The sequence below is a fragment of the Streptomyces sp. NPDC052225 genome, assembly GCF_040679615.1.
Classification (GTDB): domain Bacteria; phylum Actinomycetota; class Actinomycetes; order Streptomycetales; family Streptomycetaceae; genus Streptomyces.
This window is the reverse complement of the sequence record NZ_JBFAVD010000009.1, coordinates 26,912-42,567: the sequence shown is the minus strand read 5'-3', so window position 1 is coordinate 42,567 and position 15,656 is coordinate 26,912. Positions and strand designations below refer to the sequence as shown.

14 protein-coding genes are annotated in these 15,656 nt (G+C 72.6%); 12 read left to right on the top strand and 2 right to left on the bottom strand.

Annotation, left to right across the window (positions count from 1 at the left end; all coding sequences use genetic code 11):
* The first annotated feature begins 33 nt into the window (after positions 1 to 33).
* The 4 genes from rpoZ (at position 34) to AB0L37_RS15665 (ending at position 5,327) form a co-directional block, all read left to right on the top strand.
* Positions 34 to 306 (top strand): DNA-directed RNA polymerase subunit omega, encoded by a 273-nt coding sequence (gene rpoZ / locus AB0L37_RS15680; protein WP_005319902.1) that lies wholly within the window; start codon positions 34 to 36, stop codon positions 304 to 306.
* Between the two features lie 105 nt (positions 307 to 411).
* On the top strand, positions 412 to 1,611 hold the full coding sequence (coaBC, locus tag AB0L37_RS15675; RefSeq protein WP_365504742.1) for a bifunctional phosphopantothenoylcysteine decarboxylase/phosphopantothenate--cysteine ligase CoaBC: 1,200 nt from the start codon (positions 412 to 414) through the stop codon (positions 1,609 to 1,611).
* Positions 1,612 to 1,862: 251 nt separating this feature from the next.
* Positions 1,863 to 3,071, top strand: a complete 1,209-nt coding sequence (gene metK, locus AB0L37_RS15670) for a methionine adenosyltransferase (RefSeq protein WP_365504740.1) — start codon at positions 1,863 to 1,865, stop codon at positions 3,069 to 3,071.
* Positions 3,072 to 3,173: 102 nt separating this feature from the next.
* The gene (locus tag AB0L37_RS15665; RefSeq protein ID WP_365504738.1) at positions 3,174 to 5,327 is read left to right on the top strand and encodes a primosomal protein N'; all 2,154 of its coding nucleotides are present in this window, start codon (positions 3,174 to 3,176) and stop codon (positions 5,325 to 5,327) included.
* A gap of 111 nt (positions 5,328 to 5,438) precedes the next feature.
* On the opposite strand, the gene AB0L37_RS15660 is transcribed toward AB0L37_RS15665, so the two are convergent.
* Complete coding sequence (locus AB0L37_RS15660; RefSeq protein WP_365504736.1) at positions 5,439 to 6,005, bottom strand: hypothetical protein; 567 nt, start codon at positions 6,003 to 6,005, stop codon at positions 5,439 to 5,441.
* A 268-nt stretch (positions 6,006 to 6,273) separates the two neighbouring features.
* Here AB0L37_RS15660 and fmt point away from each other — a divergent pair, with 268 nt between their 5' ends.
* Positions 6,274 to 7,203, top strand: a complete 930-nt coding sequence (fmt, locus tag AB0L37_RS15655; RefSeq protein ID WP_365504735.1) for a methionyl-tRNA formyltransferase — start codon at positions 6,274 to 6,276, stop codon at positions 7,201 to 7,203.
* Between the two features lie 118 nt (positions 7,204 to 7,321).
* Positions 7,322 to 8,779 (top strand): transcription antitermination factor NusB, encoded by a 1,458-nt coding sequence (locus tag AB0L37_RS15650; RefSeq protein ID WP_365504733.1) that lies wholly within the window; start codon positions 7,322 to 7,324, stop codon positions 8,777 to 8,779.
* Here AB0L37_RS15650 and AB0L37_RS15645 read toward each other — a convergent pair.
* Positions 8,753 to 10,915 carry an MMPL family transporter gene (locus AB0L37_RS15645; protein WP_365504731.1) on the bottom strand — a complete coding sequence of 721 codons (2,163 nt, stop codon included), beginning with the start codon at positions 10,913 to 10,915 and terminating at the stop codon, positions 8,753 to 8,755. The genes AB0L37_RS15650 and AB0L37_RS15645 overlap by 27 nt on opposite strands.
* A gap of 149 nt (positions 10,916 to 11,064) precedes the next feature.
* Between AB0L37_RS15645 and rpe the strand changes: the two genes are divergently transcribed.
* From rpe to AB0L37_RS15615, 6 genes are all read left to right on the top strand, one after another.
* Complete coding sequence (gene rpe, locus AB0L37_RS15640; protein WP_365504729.1) at positions 11,065 to 11,751, top strand: ribulose-phosphate 3-epimerase; 687 nt, start codon at positions 11,065 to 11,067, stop codon at positions 11,749 to 11,751.
* A 157-nt stretch (positions 11,752 to 11,908) separates the two neighbouring features.
* Positions 11,909 to 12,889, top strand: coding sequence for a sugar-binding domain-containing protein (locus AB0L37_RS15635; RefSeq protein WP_365505083.1), 981 nt, complete (start codon positions 11,909 to 11,911; stop codon positions 12,887 to 12,889).
* Between the two features lie 70 nt (positions 12,890 to 12,959).
* Positions 12,960 to 13,313 (top strand): ribonuclease domain-containing protein, encoded by a 354-nt coding sequence (locus AB0L37_RS15630; RefSeq protein WP_365505081.1) that lies wholly within the window; start codon positions 12,960 to 12,962, stop codon positions 13,311 to 13,313.
* Positions 13,310 to 13,654: a barstar family protein gene (locus tag AB0L37_RS15625; protein ID WP_365504727.1), complete on the top strand. Its 345-nt coding sequence runs from the start codon at positions 13,310 to 13,312 to the stop codon at positions 13,652 to 13,654. Before AB0L37_RS15630 ends, AB0L37_RS15625 begins: the two co-directional genes overlap by 4 nt.
* Before the next feature lie 154 nt (positions 13,655 to 13,808).
* Entirely contained in the window at positions 13,809 to 15,251 is a 1,443-nt protein-coding gene (locus AB0L37_RS15620) for a GuaB1 family IMP dehydrogenase-related protein (protein WP_365504725.1), read from the top strand.
* A gap of 88 nt (positions 15,252 to 15,339) precedes the next feature.
* Entirely contained in the window at positions 15,340 to 15,648 is a 309-nt protein-coding gene (locus AB0L37_RS15615) for a hypothetical protein (protein ID WP_365504723.1), read from the top strand.
* Positions 15,649 to 15,656: the final 8 nt, after the last annotated feature.

Below are 15,656 nucleotides of genomic sequence, written 5' to 3'. Positions count from 1 at the left end.
TCTCCGGTCCCGATCCCCATCGGAAGGCAGAGCGTGTCCTCTTCCATCACCGCGCCCGAGGGCATCATCAACCCGCCGATTGATGAGCTGCTTGAGGCCACCGACTCGAAGTACAGCCTGGTCATCTACGCCGCCAAGCGCGCGCGTCAGATCAACGCGTACTACTCGCAGCTCGGTGAGGGCCTGCTCGAGTACGTCGGCCCGCTGGTGGACACCCACGTCCACGAGAAGCCGCTCTCGATCGCGCTCCGCGAGATCAACGCGGGTCTGCTGACGTCCGAGGCCATCGAGGGCCCGGCGCAGTAACACCCGTCGTCTCGCAGTTTTCTACGTCATCACAGGCCCGGCAGCGCGACTGCCGGGCCTGTGGTGTGTCATGGAGTCGTACGCAGTCGAATCAGGGGAGAGCCGGTGCCGTCGAAGCCGAAGGTCGTACTGGGAGTCAGTGGTGGGATCGCCGCCTACAAGGCGTGCGAACTGCTGCGCAGGCTGACGGAGTCCGGTCACGACGTCCGCGTCGTCCCCACCGACTCGGCGCTGCACTTCGTCGGCGCCGCGACCTGGTCCGCACTGTCCGGCAACCCGGTCTCCACGGAGGTCTGGGACTCCGTCCACGAGGTGCCGCACGTGCGCATCGGCCAGCACGCCGACATCGTCGTCGTCGCCCCGGCCACGGCGGACATGCTCGCCAAGGCCGCCCACGGTCTCGCCGACGACCTCCTGACCAACACCCTGCTCACCGCCCGGTGTCCGGTCGTCTTCGCGCCCGCCATGCACACCGAGATGTGGGAGCACCCGGCCACCCAGGAGAACGTCGCCACGCTGCGCCGCCGCGGCGCCCTCGTCATCGAGCCGGCCGTCGGCCGGCTGACCGGCGTCGACACCGGCAAGGGCCGCTTCCCCGACCCGGTCGAGATCTTCGACTACGTACGCCGGGTCCTCGCGGGCGGCGGCGAGACGGACCTCGTCGGCAAGCACGTCGTCGTCAGCGCCGGCGGCACCCGCGAACCCCTCGACCCGGTCCGCTTCCTCGGCAACCGCTCCTCCGGCAAGCAGGGCTACGCCCTGGCCCGTACCGCCGCGGCGCGCGGCGCCCGCGTCACGCTGCTCTCCGCGAACGCCGCCCTGCCCGACCCGGCGGGCGTCGACGTCGTCCACGTGGGGACGGCTATGCAGCTGCGCGAGGCCGTACTCAAGGCCGCCGCCGACGCCGACGCCGTCGTCATGGCCGCGGCGGTCGCCGACTTCCGCCCCGAGACGTACGCCGCCGGGAAGATCAAGAAGAAGGACGGCCAGGAGCCGGCGCCGATCGCGCTGGTGCGCAACCCGGACATCCTCGCCGAGATCTCCGGCGACCGGCCGCGCCCCGGCCAGGTCGTCGTCGGCTTCGCCGCGGAGACCGACGACGTCCTCGCCAACGGCCGCGCCAAGCTCGCGCGCAAGGGCTGTGACCTGCTCGTCGTCAACGAGGTCGGGGAGCGCAAGACCTTCGGCTCCGAGGAGAACGAGGCCGTGATCCTCGGCGCCGACGGCAGCGAGACCCCCGTGCCGTACGGACCGAAGGACGTACTCGCCGACCGGATCTGGGACGAGGTTCTGCGGCTCGGGTGAAAATCCACATTCGCCCCTTCGGGCGCCCCGAAACCCCAAAAACACGGGAATTCCGGGCGCCCGGTACTCTTCCGGAAGCCGATGGTCGTATCGCAGAATGCGGTGTCGCAGGTCACAGCGCTCCCAACCAGCGAGACGCGTGGTCCGGCGGCCGAGCACGACCGATAAACTGTTCCCGGATGTCGTCGGGCGCAGCCCCCGTACCGTCCGTCAATGATCAGCCAGCAGCCGCTGCAACCACAGGGAGCGTTGTGTCCCGTCGCCTGTTCACCTCGGAGTCCGTGACCGAGGGTCACCCCGACAAGATCGCTGACCAGATCAGCGACACCATTCTCGATGCCCTGCTCCGCGAGGACCCCACGTCCCGCGTGGCCGTCGAGACGCTGATCACCACGGGCCTCGTGCACGTGGCCGGCGAGGTCACCACCAAGGCGTACGCGCCGATCGCGCAGCTCGTGCGCGACAAGATCCTCGAGATCGGTTACGACTCGTCGAAGAAGGGCTTCGACGGCGCGTCCTGCGGCGTCTCGGTCTCCATCGGCTCGCAGTCGCCCGACATCGCGCAGGGCGTCGACACCGCGTACGAGAAGCGCGTCGAGGGCGATGACGACGAGCTCGACAAGCAGGGCGCGGGCGACCAGGGCCTGATGTTCGGCTACGCGTGCGACGAGACGCCGGAGCTGATGCCGCTCCCGATCCACCTCGCGCACCGCCTGTCGCGCCGCCTGTCCGAGGTCCGCAAGAACGGCACGATCCCTTACCTCCGTCCCGACGGCAAGACCCAGGTCACCATCGAGTACGACGGCGACAAGGCCGTCCGTCTCGACACCGTCGTCGTCTCGTCGCAGCACGCGAGCGACATCGACCTGGACTCCCTCCTCGCCCCCGACATCCGCGAGTTCGTCGTCGAGCCGGAGCTCAAGGCGCTCCTCGACGACGGCATCAAGCTGGAGACCGACGGCTACCGCCTGCTGGTGAACCCGACCGGGCGCTTCGAGATCGGCGGCCCGATGGGCGACGCCGGCCTCACCGGCCGCAAGATCATCATCGACACGTACGGCGGCTACGCCCGCCACGGCGGCGGCGCCTTCTCGGGCAAGGACCCGTCGAAGGTCGACCGCTCGGCCGCCTACGCCATGCGCTGGGTCGCCAAGAACGTCGTGGCCGCGGGTCTCGCCGCGCGCTGCGAGGTCCAGGTCGCGTACGCGATCGGCAAGGCCGAGCCGGTGGGTCTGTTCGTCGAGACCTTCGGCACGAACACGGTCGACACCGACAAGATCGAGGCCGCGATCTCCGAGGTCTTCGACCTCCGACCGGCCGCGATCATCCGCGACCTCGACCTGCTCCGCCCGATCTACTCCCAGACGGCCGCCTACGGCCACTTCGGGCGCGCGCTGCCCGACTTCACGTGGGAGCGGACCGACCGCGTGGACGCGCTGCGGAAGGCCGCGGGCCTGTAGGTCCCCGAGCACCCGCACGGGCCCGGCCTTCCTTCGGGAGGGCCGGGCCCCGCTGTTTTCCCGGGAGTTCGACTGTCGGTGCCCTCTGGTAGGAATGCACGTGTGAGCAGCGAGAACGACACCCCCGCGCAGCCCGATGGAGGCGAGCCGGAGCAGCTTGCGTTGATTCGGGAGAGCGTGCGCAAGGCGAAGGCCAAGGCGCCCAAGGCCAAGCCGCGGACGTGGCGGGGGGCTCCGCTGGCCAAGGAGCTGCCCGTCGCGCGGGTGCTCGTCGACAAGGGTGTGCTGCATCTCGACCGGTACTTCGAGTACGCGGTGCCGGAGGAGCTGGACGCCGTCGCCCGGCCCGGCGTGCGGGTGCGGGTGCGGTTCGGGGCCGGGAGCAGGAATGTGCGGGACGGGCGGCGCGAGGGGGGTGGGCTGATCGACGGGTTTCTGGTGGAGCGGGTTGCCGAGGCCGAGTATCAGGGGCCGCTCGCCGCACTGGCCCAGGTCGTCTCGCCTGAGCCGGTGCTCGGGCCCGAACTGCTCGGGCTGACCCGGGCCGTCGCCGACCGGTACGCGGGGAGCCTCGCCGATGTGTTGCAGCTCGCGGTTCCGCCGCGGCACGCCAAGGCCGAGGCCAAGGAGTTCCCCGCGCCGCCGGTGCCGCCCGCGCCGCCGGGACCCGGCTCGTGGCAGCGGTACGAGCGGGGGGCCGACCTGGTGGCCTCGCTGGCCGCGGGGGGCGCGCCGCGTGCCGTGTGGACCGCGCTGCCCGGCCCGGAGTGGGCCGTCGAGATCGCGCTCGCCGTGCAGGCGACGCTGGCGTCCGGGCGCGGGGCCCTGGTGGTCGTACCCACCGTGCGGCTCGCGGCCCGGGTCGATGCCGCGCTGCGGGAGACGTTGGGGGAGGGGCAGCACGCGCTGCTCACCGCCGAGGCGGGACAGCAGCGGCGCTACGAGGAGTGGCTCGCCGTGCGGCGCGGCGCCGTGCGGGCGGTGGTGGGGACGCGGGCCGCCATGTTCGCGCCCGTACGGGACCTGGGACTCGTCGTGGTGTGGGACGACGGGGACGGGCACCACAGCGACGACCACGCGCCGTTCCCGCATGTACGGGAGGTTCTCGAACTGCGGGCCACGCGGGACAAGTGCGCCTTTCTGCTGGGGAGTTGGGGGTGCACGGTCGAGGCCGCGCAGTTGGTGCGCAGCGGGTGGGCCGCCGCCGTGGCCGCTCCGCGGGAGGCCGTGCGGCGGGTCGCTCCGCGCGTGCGGACCGTCGGCGACCTGGACCTGGCCAGGGACGAGGCGGCCCGGGCCGCGCGCCTGCCGAGCATCGCGTGGGACGTCGCACGGGACGCGCTGCGGACCGGGCCCGTCCTGGTGCAGGTGCCGCGGCGCGGGTACGTGCCCCGGCTCGCGTGCCAGCGGTGCCGCGAGCCCGCCCGCTGCCGGCACTGCGCGGGACCACTGGAGGCGCGGGAGGCCACCGGTGTGCTCGCCTGCGGCTGGTGCGGGCGCGAGGAGGCGAACTGGCAGTGCGGTGAGTGCGGCGGCGTCCGTCTGCGGGCGCAGGTCGTCGGGGCCCGGCGCACGGCCGAGGAGCTGGGGCGGGCCTTCCCCGCCGTGCCGGTGCGGACGTCCGGCCGGGAGCAGGTGCTCGACACCGTCTCGGGGGAGCCCGCGCTCGTCGTCAGCACACCCGGCGCCGAGCCGGTCGCCGAGGGCGGGTACGCGGCCGCGCTGCTGCTCGACGGGTGGGCGATGCTCGGGCGGCCCGACCTGCGGGCCGGGGAGGACGCGCTGCGCCGCTGGATCGGAGCGGCCGCTCTCGTCCGCCCCCAGGAAGCCGGCGGCACCGTCGTCATCATGGCCGAGCCGACGCTGCGCCCCGTGCAGGCGCTGGTCCGCTGGGACCCCGTGGGGCACGCGGTGCGCGAACTCGCCGACCGGGCCGAGCTGGGCTTCCCGCCGGTGTCCCGGATGGCGTCGGTGAGCGGCACGGTCGAGGCCCTCGCGGGGTTTCTCGGCGCGGTCGAACTGCCCGCGGACGCCGAGGTGTTGGGGCCCGTCCCGGTGCCCGCGCCGGCGCCGGGGGGTGCCCGGCGGCCGGGGGCGCCGCCGGTCGGGGAGCAGTGGGAGCGGGCGCTCGTGCGGGTGCCGCCCGGCAGCGGCGCCGCGCTGGCCGCCGCCCTCAAGCAGGCGCAGGCGGCGCGTATGGCCCGCGGTGGCGTCGAGCCCGTACGGGTGCGAGTGGACCCGCCGGACATCGGCTGACCCGGCGTCAAGCCGGCCTGACAGCCGGGCGTCAACATGACACCGCCTCCCCGTACCTGGTGTACGGGGAGGCAGAGGTGGTGCGGGCGCGCGGGCGCCGCTCGGCGGTGCTCAGCCGTTGCGCGGGCCGGGGAAGGCGCCGGGGCGGACTTCCTCCCGCAGGCCCGTGCTGCCCGCGGTCGGCTGGGTGGGCATGGAGCGGGCGGCGGGCACCGAGGGGAGCGGACCCGCACCCACCGGCAGGGCGGGACGCGGGGCCGTCGACGTCACCGTGGCGGGGGACGTGGGGGTCTCCGCACCGCGCTCGGCGTCGGCTGCCGCCTGGGCGGCGGCCCTGCGGGCCCCGTAACGGCGGTGCACCGCCTGCTTGGTGACTCCGAGCGCGGAGCCCACCGCGTCCCACGAGAAGCCCAGCGAACGGTCGAAGTCCACGGCGGCGGTCACCAGGGTCTCGACGCTGTCCCGCAGCTCCTGGGCGAGACGGACGGTCGGTGCGGGGGCCCTTCCGTAGACGACGAAGCCCGCGGAGGGGCCGGAGCGGCGCGGGCGGTAGACGTTGCCGAGCTGCGCGGTGAGGGTGCGCAGCGCGTCCACCTGCCGCCGGACCCGCTCGATGTCCCGCACCAGGAGGTGCAGGCTGGCCCGTGCCTGGGCGTCGTGGGTTGCGTGGTCGGCCATGAACAAGCCTCTCGAACCGGCGATGTAAAGGATGGGGTCGCGCTCGCGCCGACCGGCGGAATCCGGTGACGAAGGAGCGATCGCGGCCCTTGGGGTGGTCAACTCTTTCTTGACCAACGCGCCATACGGTGAGGGGTCACGCTGTTCCGGCGTATCCGCATATGCGCGGGGCGCGCGTCACGGCGTGCGCCCCATGTGTGCCGGGCGCGGCGCCCCCATAGACTGGTGCGCTGCCCTTGACCCTGCCCCGAGAGGCCGTAAGCCACCGATGAAGCTCGTCTTCGCAGGCACCCCCGAGGTCGCCGTTCCCGCTCTGGACGCCCTGATCGCCTCCGACAAGCACGAGGTCGCCGCGGTCGTCACCCGGCCCGACGCCCCCGCGGGGCGCGGCCGTCGCCTCGTCGCGAGCCCGGTCGCGGAGCGCGCCGAGGAGGCCGGCATCGAGGTGCTCAAGCCCGCCAAGCCGCGCGACGAGGAGTTCCTCGCCCGGCTGCGCGAGATCGGCCCCGACTGCTGCCCGGTCGTCGCGTACGGGGCGCTGCTCCCGAAGATCGCGCTCGACGTGCCGGCCCGCGGCTGGGTCAACCTGCACTTCTCGCTGCTGCCCGCCTGGCGCGGGGCCGCGCCGGTGCAGCACGCGGTCATGGCGGGCGACGAGATCACCGGCGCGTCCACCTTCCTCATCGAGGAGGGGCTCGACTCCGGCCCCGTCTACGGCACGGTGACCGAGGCCGTCCGGGCCACCGACACCAGCGGCGACCTCCTGACCCGGCTCGCGTTCGCGGGCGCCGGACTGCTCGTCGCGACGATGGACGGCATCGAGGACGGCTCGCTCCAGGCGGTGCCGCAGCCCGCGGACGGCGTCTCCCTCGCTCCGAAGATCACCGTCGAGGACGCCCGGATCGACTGGAACGCGCCCGCGCTGCGGGTCGACCGCGTCGTGCGGGGCTGCACGCCCGCGCCCGGCGCCTGGACCGAGTTCCGCGGCGAGCGGCTCAAGGTGCGCACGGCGGTGCTCGCGCCTGACCGCACCGACCTGGCCCCGGGCGAGATCGGCGCCGGCAAGAAGAACCTGTACGTGGGCACCGGTTCGCACGCCGTGGAGCTGCTGTGGGTGCAGGCCCAGGGCAAGAAGCCGATGGCGGCGGCGGACTGGGCGCGCGGCGTGCGGATCGCCGCGGGGGAGCGGCTGGGCTGAGCGCCCGCACCCCAAGGCCCGCTCGGCCCGCGGACCCTGGCGGGACGTACCCTGGGAGGGTTCATCCCGGCGTACGACCCGTGCGTAGCGCCCGTACGATCCCACCAGCGGAGCACCTTTGAGCGACCAGCCGACCTCGTCGAACCGCGGCCCCCGTAAGCCCGGCGGGCCGGGCAAGCCCCATCGCCGTCCGAAGAAGGACCCCGTCCGCATCCTCGCCTTCCAGGCGCTGCGGGCCGTCGACGAGCGGGACGCCTACGCGAACCTCGTGCTGCCGCCGCTGCTGCGCAAGGCGCGCGAGAAGGAGGGCCCCGACAAGTTCGACGGGCGGGACGCGGCGCTCGCGACCGAGCTCGTGTACGGGACGCTGCGCCGGCAGGGCACGTACGACGCGATCGTGGCGGCCTGCATCGACCGGCCGCTGCGCGAGGTCGATCCGCCGGTTCTCGATGTGCTGAACCTCGGTGTGCACCAGCTGCTCGGGACGCGGATCCCGACGCACGCCGCCGTCTCCGCGTCGGTGGAGCTGGCGCGGGTGGTGCTCGGTGATGGGCGGGCCAAGTTCGTCAACGCCGTGCTGCGGAAGGTCTCGCAGCACGATCTGGACGCGTGGCTGGAGAAGGTCGCACCGCCCTACGACGAGGACCCCGAGGACCATCTCGCCGTGGTGCATTCGCATCCGCGATGGGTCGTGTCCGCGCTCTGGGACTCGCTGGGCGGTGGCCGCGCCGGGATCGAGGACCTCCTGGAAGCCGACAACGAACGGCCCGAGGTCACGCTCGTCGCCCGCCCGGGGCGGACCACCGCCGAGGCCGTGCTCCAGGAGGTCGGCGAGGACTCCGGGCTTCCGGGGCGCTGGTCCCCGTACGCCGTGCGGCTCGCGGAGGGCGGGGAGCCGGGCGCGTTCGACGTCGTGCGGACCGGGCGCGCCGGCGTGCAGGACGAGGGCAGCCAGCTCGTCGCGATCGCACTGGCGAACGCTCCGGTCGAGGGGCGCGACGAGAAGTGGCTCGACGGGTGCGCGGGCCCCGGCGGCAAGGCCGCGATGCTCGCCGGGCTCGCCGCGCAGCGCGGGGCGACGCTGCTCGCCTCCGAGAAGCAGCCGCACCGCGCCGGGCTCGTCGCGAAGGCGCTCGCCGGGAACCCGGGCCCGTACCAGGTGATCGCCGCGGACGGCACCCGCCCGCCGTGGGGTCCCGAGACCTTCGACCGCATCCTGATGGACGTGCCCTGTACGGGACTTGGCGCCCTGCGGCGTCGGCCCGAGGCGCGCTGGCGGCGCCGCCCCGAGGACCTCGACGGGTTCGGGCCGCTGCAACGCTCCTTGCTGCGCACGGCACTTGAGTCCGTGCGCGTCGGCGGTGTCGTCGGCTACGCGACCTGCTCGCCGCACATGGCCGAGACGCGGGCCGTCGTCGACGACGTCATGAAGTCCTTCGACGGGGCCGAACTCATCGACGCACGGCCCCTGCTGGAGGGCGTGCCCGCGCTCGGCGAAGGCCCCGACGTCCAGCTGTGGCCGCATCTGCACGGCACGGACGCGATGTACCTAGCGCTGATTCGGCGTACCGCCTGAGCTCCTCGACAGTGCGTGGGGCCACCACACCCGTGGCCCCACGTCCAGGAACAGCGACGTCACCAGGACCGAGCGGACCACGAACGTGTCCAGGAGCACGCCGAGCGCGACCGCGAAGCCGATCTCCGCGAACGCCACCATCGGCAGGGTGCCGAGCGCCGCGAACGTGCCCGCGAGCACCAGGCCCGCCGACGTGATCACCGCGCCGGTCGCGGCGAGGCCCGTGACGACGCCCGGCCGCGTGCCCTGGCGGATGGCCTCCTCACGGATGCGGGTCGTGAGGAAGATGTTGTAGTCGATACCGAGCGCGACCAGGAACACGAAGACGAACAGCGGGAAGTCCGTGGACTCGCCCGCGTAGTCGAAGAGATGGCGGAAGGCGAGCGCGCTCAGGCCGAGGGCCGCGGCGAACGACAGGACGACCGTCCCGATCAGGATCAGCGGCGCGATCAGCGCGCGCAGCAGCAGCCCCAGGATCAGCAGGACGACCACCAGGACCAGCGGGATCACGAGTTTGTTGTCGTGGGCCGTCGCGCGGTCCATGTCGAGCAGGGCCGCGGGACCGCCGCCCACCTTGGCGTCCGCGCCGTCCACCTCGCGCACCGCGTCGCGCACCCGCTCCACGGTGTCCCGTGCCGCCTGGCTGTCGGACGGTGCGGTGGTCGTCGCCTCGAAGAGCACCTTGCCGCCGTGCTCGGGCGCGGTGTTCGGGGGCACGCCGATGCTCTGCCCGACCACGCCCTTCGTCCCGGCGACGGCGCTCGTCACCGCGTCGCCCTGCGCGCTGTTCGCCACGATGACCAGCGGGTCGCCGCTGCCCGCGGGGAAGTGCTTCGCCGAGATCTCCTGGCCGACGATCGAGTCCGGCTTGTCCGTGAACGAGTCGGCGTTGCTGATGCCCGCCGCCTTCAGCTGGATCAGGCCGAGCGAGCACGCCGCGAGGACCAGCGCCGTCACGAGCCACACCGTGCGCGGGCGGCGGGCGATCCCGCGCCCGGTCCGCGCCCACACCCCGCGCTCGGTCGGCTCGGGGCTGCCCACGTGAGGGACGACGGGCCAGAACATCCACCGCCCGAAGACGACGAGGAGGGCGGGGAAGAGGGTGAGCATCGCGAGCAGGGCGACCGCGACGCCGATCGCGGCGACCGGGCCGAGGCCGCGCGTCGAGTTCATGTCGGCCGTCAGCAGCATCAGCATGCTCAGCACGACCGTCGCGCCGGACGCGAGGACGGCGGGGCCCGCCCGGTGCAGGGCGAGCGCCATCGCCTCGTGCCGGTCGTCGTGCCGGCGCAGCTCCTCCCGGTAGCGGGCGACGAGGAGCAGCGCGTAGTCCGTCCCCGCGCCGAACACGAGCACCGTGAGGATGCCCGCGCTCTGCCCGTTGACGGTCAGGCCCGCGTGCCGGGCCAGGAGATAGATCAGGGCCTGCGCGGTGAACAGGGCCGCCACCACGCTCAGGACGGGCACCAGGAGCAGCGACGGACTGCGGTACGTGAACAGCAGGATCACGATCACGATGCCGAGCGCGGACAGGAGCAGCGTCGAGTCGATGCCCTCGAACGCCTCGGAGAAGTCCGCCGAGGTGCCGCCCGGGCCCGTGATGTGGATGGCGAGCCCGCCCGTCGACGCGCCGGTGCGGTCCCGGATGGAGTCGACGGCGGGCGCGATCTCCTGCCAGCCCTTCTCGTCCATCGTCAACGGCACGTAGATCTGCGCCGCCGAGGCGCCCGCCTTCTTGTCGAAGACCGGGCCGCGTGCCTCTGCGCCGCGCAGACCGTGGTCGCTGAGCCACTTGATCTGTCGTACGTCCTGGGCGATCCGGGCGCGGTCGGCCACGGTGAGGCCGCCGTCGCGGGCGTAGACGACCACGGCCGGGATCGTCTCGGGCCTGAAGTCCTTGGAGATGTCGAGGACTTGGGTCGACTCCGCGGAACCGGGCAGCCAGGACTGCGCGTCGTTGTCCTGCGCGTCGGTCAGCTTCTGGGCGAGCGGTGCGACCCCCACGATGATCACCAGCCACAGCAGCAGCACCAGCCACTTGCTGCGCCGTCCGCACACCAGCCACGCGACTCCGCGCCGCCGTCCCGGTTCCGGTGCTGTACCCCGTACGTCGTCCTCGCTCCGTACGTCCGCCATGGCGCCCCCCGCTGCGTCGCGCGCGGTGAATCCTGTCGGCCTGCTGTGGGCCGCCCAGAATGGCACGGGAGGGCACGGCTCGGCATCGGTATCGGGTACTGGTCCGGACCGGGGCGGGCAACGGGCCGCGGACATGGCAGGCTTGGGGCATGGCCGTTCAGATCAACCCCAGCATCCTCTCCGCGGACTTCGCCCGCCTTGCCGACGAGGCACGGGCCGTCGAAGGCGCCGACTGGCTCCATGTCGACGTCATGGACAACCACTTCGTACCGAACCTGACCCTGGGGGTTCCGGTCGTAGAGTCGCTGGCGCGTGCGACGGACACCCCCCTGGACTGCCATCTGATGATCGAGAACCCCGATCGGTGGGCTCCCCAGTACGTCGAAGCGGGTGCCGGGTCCGTCACCTTCCACGCGGAGGCCGCGGCCGCCCCGGTCCGGCTCGCCCGCGAGATCCGAGCCAAGGGCGCCCGCGCCTCCATGGCCCTCAAGCCGGCGACGCCCATCGAGCCGTACGAGGATCTGCTCCCCGAGCTCGACATGCTCCTGATCATGACGGTTGAGCCGGGCTTCGGCGGGCAGGCGTTCCTCGACATCATGCTGCCCAAGATCCGCCGGACGCGGGAGCTGATCTCGAAGCACGGTCTGGAGCTCTGGCTCCAGGTCGACGGCGGAGTCTCCGCCGCGACGATCGAGCGGTGCGCCGAGGCCGGGGCCGACGTGTTCGTCGCCGGTTCGGCCGTATACGGGGCGAACGACCCGGCCGAAGCGGTACGTGCACTGCGCACCCAAGCGGCGCAGGCCACGTCCGGTGCGTCCTGGGCGTGCGACCACTGAGCCACGGATACGTGAACGCCGTCCATCAGGGCTGATCAAGCCCGCCGGATCTGCAAGGATGAACGGCGTATCCAGGTTGTGAACGCAGTGAGTCGTGCAGAAGAGAAGTGAGGAGATCGCCGTGTCCGCATCATCGGCGGGACGGGCAGCCCTGCGGATGGGACCCGCGGAGCTGGTGCAGGCGGCGGCCATGGCCCGTCGCTTCTACCTCGAGGGCAAGTCCAAGATCCAGATCGCCGAGGAGTTCGGCGTGAGCCGCTTCAAGGTGGCCCGGGTCCTGGAGACCGCCCTCGAGCGGGATCTCGTGCGTATCGAGATCCGGGTCCCGGCCGAGCTGGACGCCGAGCGCTCCGACGCGCTGCGCGCCCGCTACGGCCTGCGGCACGCGGTCGTCGTCGAGTCGCCGGCCGAGGCCGAGGAGTCGCCCGACCCCGAGAACCTCGGCGAGGTCGCCGCCGACCTGCTCGGCGAGCTCGTCACCGAAGGCGATGTGCTCGGCCTCGCGTGGGGCCGCTCCACCATCCACATGGCCGCCGCCCTCGACCGGCTGCCGCCGTGCACCGTCGTGCAGCTGACCGGCGTGTACGACGCGGGGACCGCGGAGCGCGGCTCCGTCGAGGCCGTGCGCCGTGCCGCCCAGGTCTCCGGCGGCGACGCGCACCCCATCTACGCCCCGATGCTGCTGCCCGACGCCGCCACCGCGGCCGCGCTGCGCAACCAGACCGGTATCGCCCGCGCCTTCGAGTACTTCGACAAGGTCACCGTGGCGTGCGTGTCGATCGGCTCGTGGGAGCCGGGGATCTCGACCGTGCACGACATGCTGAGCGACGAGGAGCGGGCGCACTACGCCTCGCTCGGTGTCGCCGCCGAGATGTCCGCGCACCTCTTCGACGCGCAGGGGCGCCGGGTCGGGCGGGATCTGGGGGAGCGGTGCATCACCGTCGAGGCGGACCGCCTCCGGCGGATACCTGAGGTCGTGGCGATCGCCGGTGGGCAGCGGAAGGCTGCCGCCATCGACGCGGTGCTGCGGTCGGGGCTCGTGACCAGCCTGGTCACCGATACCGCTGCGGCTGATTTTCTGCTGACTGCGGGGAACGCGCCCCGGCCTGCGCTGCAACGGGCTGACCCGGACGACTGAGCTGCGGCGCCTCGGCCGAGGCCACGGGGCTCCGCCCCGGACCCCGCTCCTCGAACTGCGGAGGGGCTTGATTGTGGTGCGCTTGTTGCGTGTGCTGCTGGTCTGTCTCGGGTTGCTGGTCGCCGGGTGTGCGAGCAGTGACGACGGCATGGCCACCGTGCGGGTGGCTCAGTTGCCCGTCGAAGCGCGGCGGACCCTGGAGCTGATCGACGCCGGGGGGCCGTTCCCGTACGAGAAGGACGGGAGCGTCTTCTCGAACTTCGAGGGGGAGCTGCCGAAGGAAGCGCGCGGGTACTACCGCGAGTACACGGTGCGCACGCCGGGGGAGCGCGGCCGCGGGGCGCGGCGCATCGTCACCGGGCGGGGCGGCGAGACGTACTACACCGATGACCACTACGAATCGTTCAGGGTGGTGCTGAGATGAGCCGGATGTACGAGGCCGTCGCCGGGGACGGGTGGGCCGTACGGGTCGTCGATCTCGAAGGGGCCGCCGACAAGGGCGCCTTCATGGACCGCTTCGCCGCCGCGCTCCAGTTGCCGGGCTGGTTCGGACGGAACTGGGACGCGCTGGCCGACGTGCTCAGCGATCCGGGCGTGTGGCCGAAGTCCGCGACGGCCGGGCTCGTGGTCGTCGTGACCGGCTGGGCGGATTTCGGCGGGCGGCGCTCCGTGGAGTGGGAGACCGCCCGCGAGGTCTTCGAGGAGGCCGTCGAGCGGCGCCGCGACGGCGACACCGCCCTGGTCGTGCTGCTGGGTCTGCGGTAGGGGAACTTTGGCTGATCGTCCAAGATCGGCCCCCTGACCTTGGGACGTTCGGCCCGGAGACGGATCTGTCGGGCGCATGGGAAAATGAAGTACGTGCTTTGTGCTCCGGTGGCACTCTTCCGGGGCCCCCTTCTACCGACTGGGATGTCCGCACGTGCGTTTCCTCAATGACATCAAGCCCGCGTACGACCTGACGTACGACGACGTCTTCATGGTGCCGAGCCGGAGCGCCGTCGGCTCCCGCCAGGCCGTGGACCTCTCGTCGCCGGACGGCACGGGCACCACGATCCCGCTGGTCGTCGCCAACATGACCGCGATCGCCGGCCGCCGGATGGCCGAGACGGTCGCCCGCCGCGGCGGCCTCGTCGTCATCCCGCAGGACATCCCGATCGAGGTCGTCACCGAGGTCATCTCCTGGGTGAAGACCCGCCACCACGTCCTCGACACCCCGATCGTGCTCGCCCCGACGCAGACCGTCGCCGACGCGCTCGCGCTGCTCAACAAGCGCGCGCACAACGCCGGTGTCGTCGTGGACGGCGAGCAGCGCCCCGTCGGTGTCGTCACCGACCAGGACCTGACCGGCGTCGACCGCTTCACCCAGCTGTCCGAGGTCATGGCCAAGGATCTGCTCCTGCTCGACGCGGACATCGACCCGCGCGACGCCTTCAACAAGCTGGACGGCGCCAACCGCCGCTACGCCCCGGCCGTCGACAAGGACGGCAAGCTCGCGGGCATCCTCACCCGCACCGGCGCCCTGCGCGCCACGCTGTACACCCCGGCCACCGACGCCGAGGGCAAGCTGCGCATCGCCGCCGCCGTCGGCATCAACGGCGACGTGGCCGGCAAGGCCAAGCAGCTGCTCGACGCCGGCGTCGACACGCTCGTCATCGACACCGCCCACGGGCACCAGGAGTCGATGATCAGCGCCATCAGGACCGTGCGCGCGCTCGACCCGCAGGTGCCGATCGTCGCGGGCAACATCGTCGCCGCCGAGGGCGTCAAGGACCTCATCGAGGCCGGCGCCGACATCATCAAGGTCGGTGTCGGACCCGGCGCCATGTGCACCACCCGCATGATGACCGGCGTCGGCCGGCCGCAGTTCTCCGCCGTCCTGGAGTGCGCCGCCGAGGCCAAGAAGTACGGCAAGCACGTGTGGGCCGACGGTGGCGTCCGGCACCCGCGCGACGTCGCCATGGCGCTCGCCGCCGGAGCCTCCAACGTCATGATCGGGTCGTGGTTCGCGGGCACGTACGAGTCGCCGGGCGACCTTCAGCACGACGCCCAGGGCCGCGCGTACAAGGAGTCCTTCGGCATGGCCTCGGCCCGCGCCGTGAAGAACCGTACGAGCGACGAGTCCGCCTACGACCGCGCCCGCAAGGCGCTCTTCGAGGAGGGCATCTCCACGTCGCGGATGTTCCTGGACCCGCAGCGTCCGGGCGTCGAGGACCTGATCGACTCGATCATCGCGGGCGTCCGCTCCTCCTGCACCTACGCCGGCGCCAACTCGCTCGCCGAGTTCGAGGAGAAGGCCGTCGTCGGGATCCAGTCCGCCGCCGGTTACGCGGAGGGCAAGCCGCTGCACGCCAGCTGGAGCTGATGCCGGCCGCGCGGGAGCGCGTTCGCTGTTGGCTGACGTCGCGTCAGATTCCCTTGACGGTACGGGGATCCGACGCGACGTTCCGCGTATGACGACACCTGAGGGAATCGAAGCGGAACACACGCTGCGCACCGCCGTCGCCCGTCTCGACGAGCTGCGGTCGCGGGACTCGCTCGCCGGGGCCGGCAGCGACCAGGAAGCCCTCGACCGGGCGGAGCTGCTCGAACTGCTCGCGCTCATGGAGGTCGTGGCCCGAAAGGCCGCCTACGGGCGGCAGTTGACGGTCCGGTCGGCGCGGGCGGCGGGCGCCTCCTGGGCGCAGGTCGGCGCCGCCCTCGGCACCAGCAAGCAGGCCGCCTGGGAGGCCCATGAGCGCTGGCTCGCCGAACAGGAGTGACGCTTGCG

What these genes read in the sequence shown, in the direction of transcription:
- AB0L37_RS15660 (WP_365504736.1), bottom strand. Translation starts at nt 6,005, where the DNA reads ATGGCCGACCACGCAACCCACGACGCCCAGGCACGGGCCAGCCTGCAC.
- fmt (WP_365504735.1), top strand. Translation starts at nt 6,274, where the DNA reads ATGAAGCTCGTCTTCGCAGGCACCCCCGAGGTCGCCGTTCCCGCTCTG.
- AB0L37_RS15645 (WP_365504731.1), bottom strand. Translation starts at nt 10,915, where the DNA reads ATGGCGGACGTACGGAGCGAGGACGACGTACGGGGTACAGCACCGGAA.
- rpe (WP_365504729.1), top strand. Translation starts at nt 11,065, where the DNA reads ATGGCCGTTCAGATCAACCCCAGCATCCTCTCCGCGGACTTCGCCCGC.
- AB0L37_RS15635 (WP_365505083.1), top strand. Translation starts at nt 11,909, where the DNA reads ATGGGACCCGCGGAGCTGGTGCAGGCGGCGGCCATGGCCCGTCGCTTC.
- AB0L37_RS15625 (WP_365504727.1), top strand. Translation starts at nt 13,310, where the DNA reads ATGAGCCGGATGTACGAGGCCGTCGCCGGGGACGGGTGGGCCGTACGG.
- AB0L37_RS15615 (WP_365504723.1), top strand. Translation starts at nt 15,340, where the DNA reads ATGACGACACCTGAGGGAATCGAAGCGGAACACACGCTGCGCACCGCC.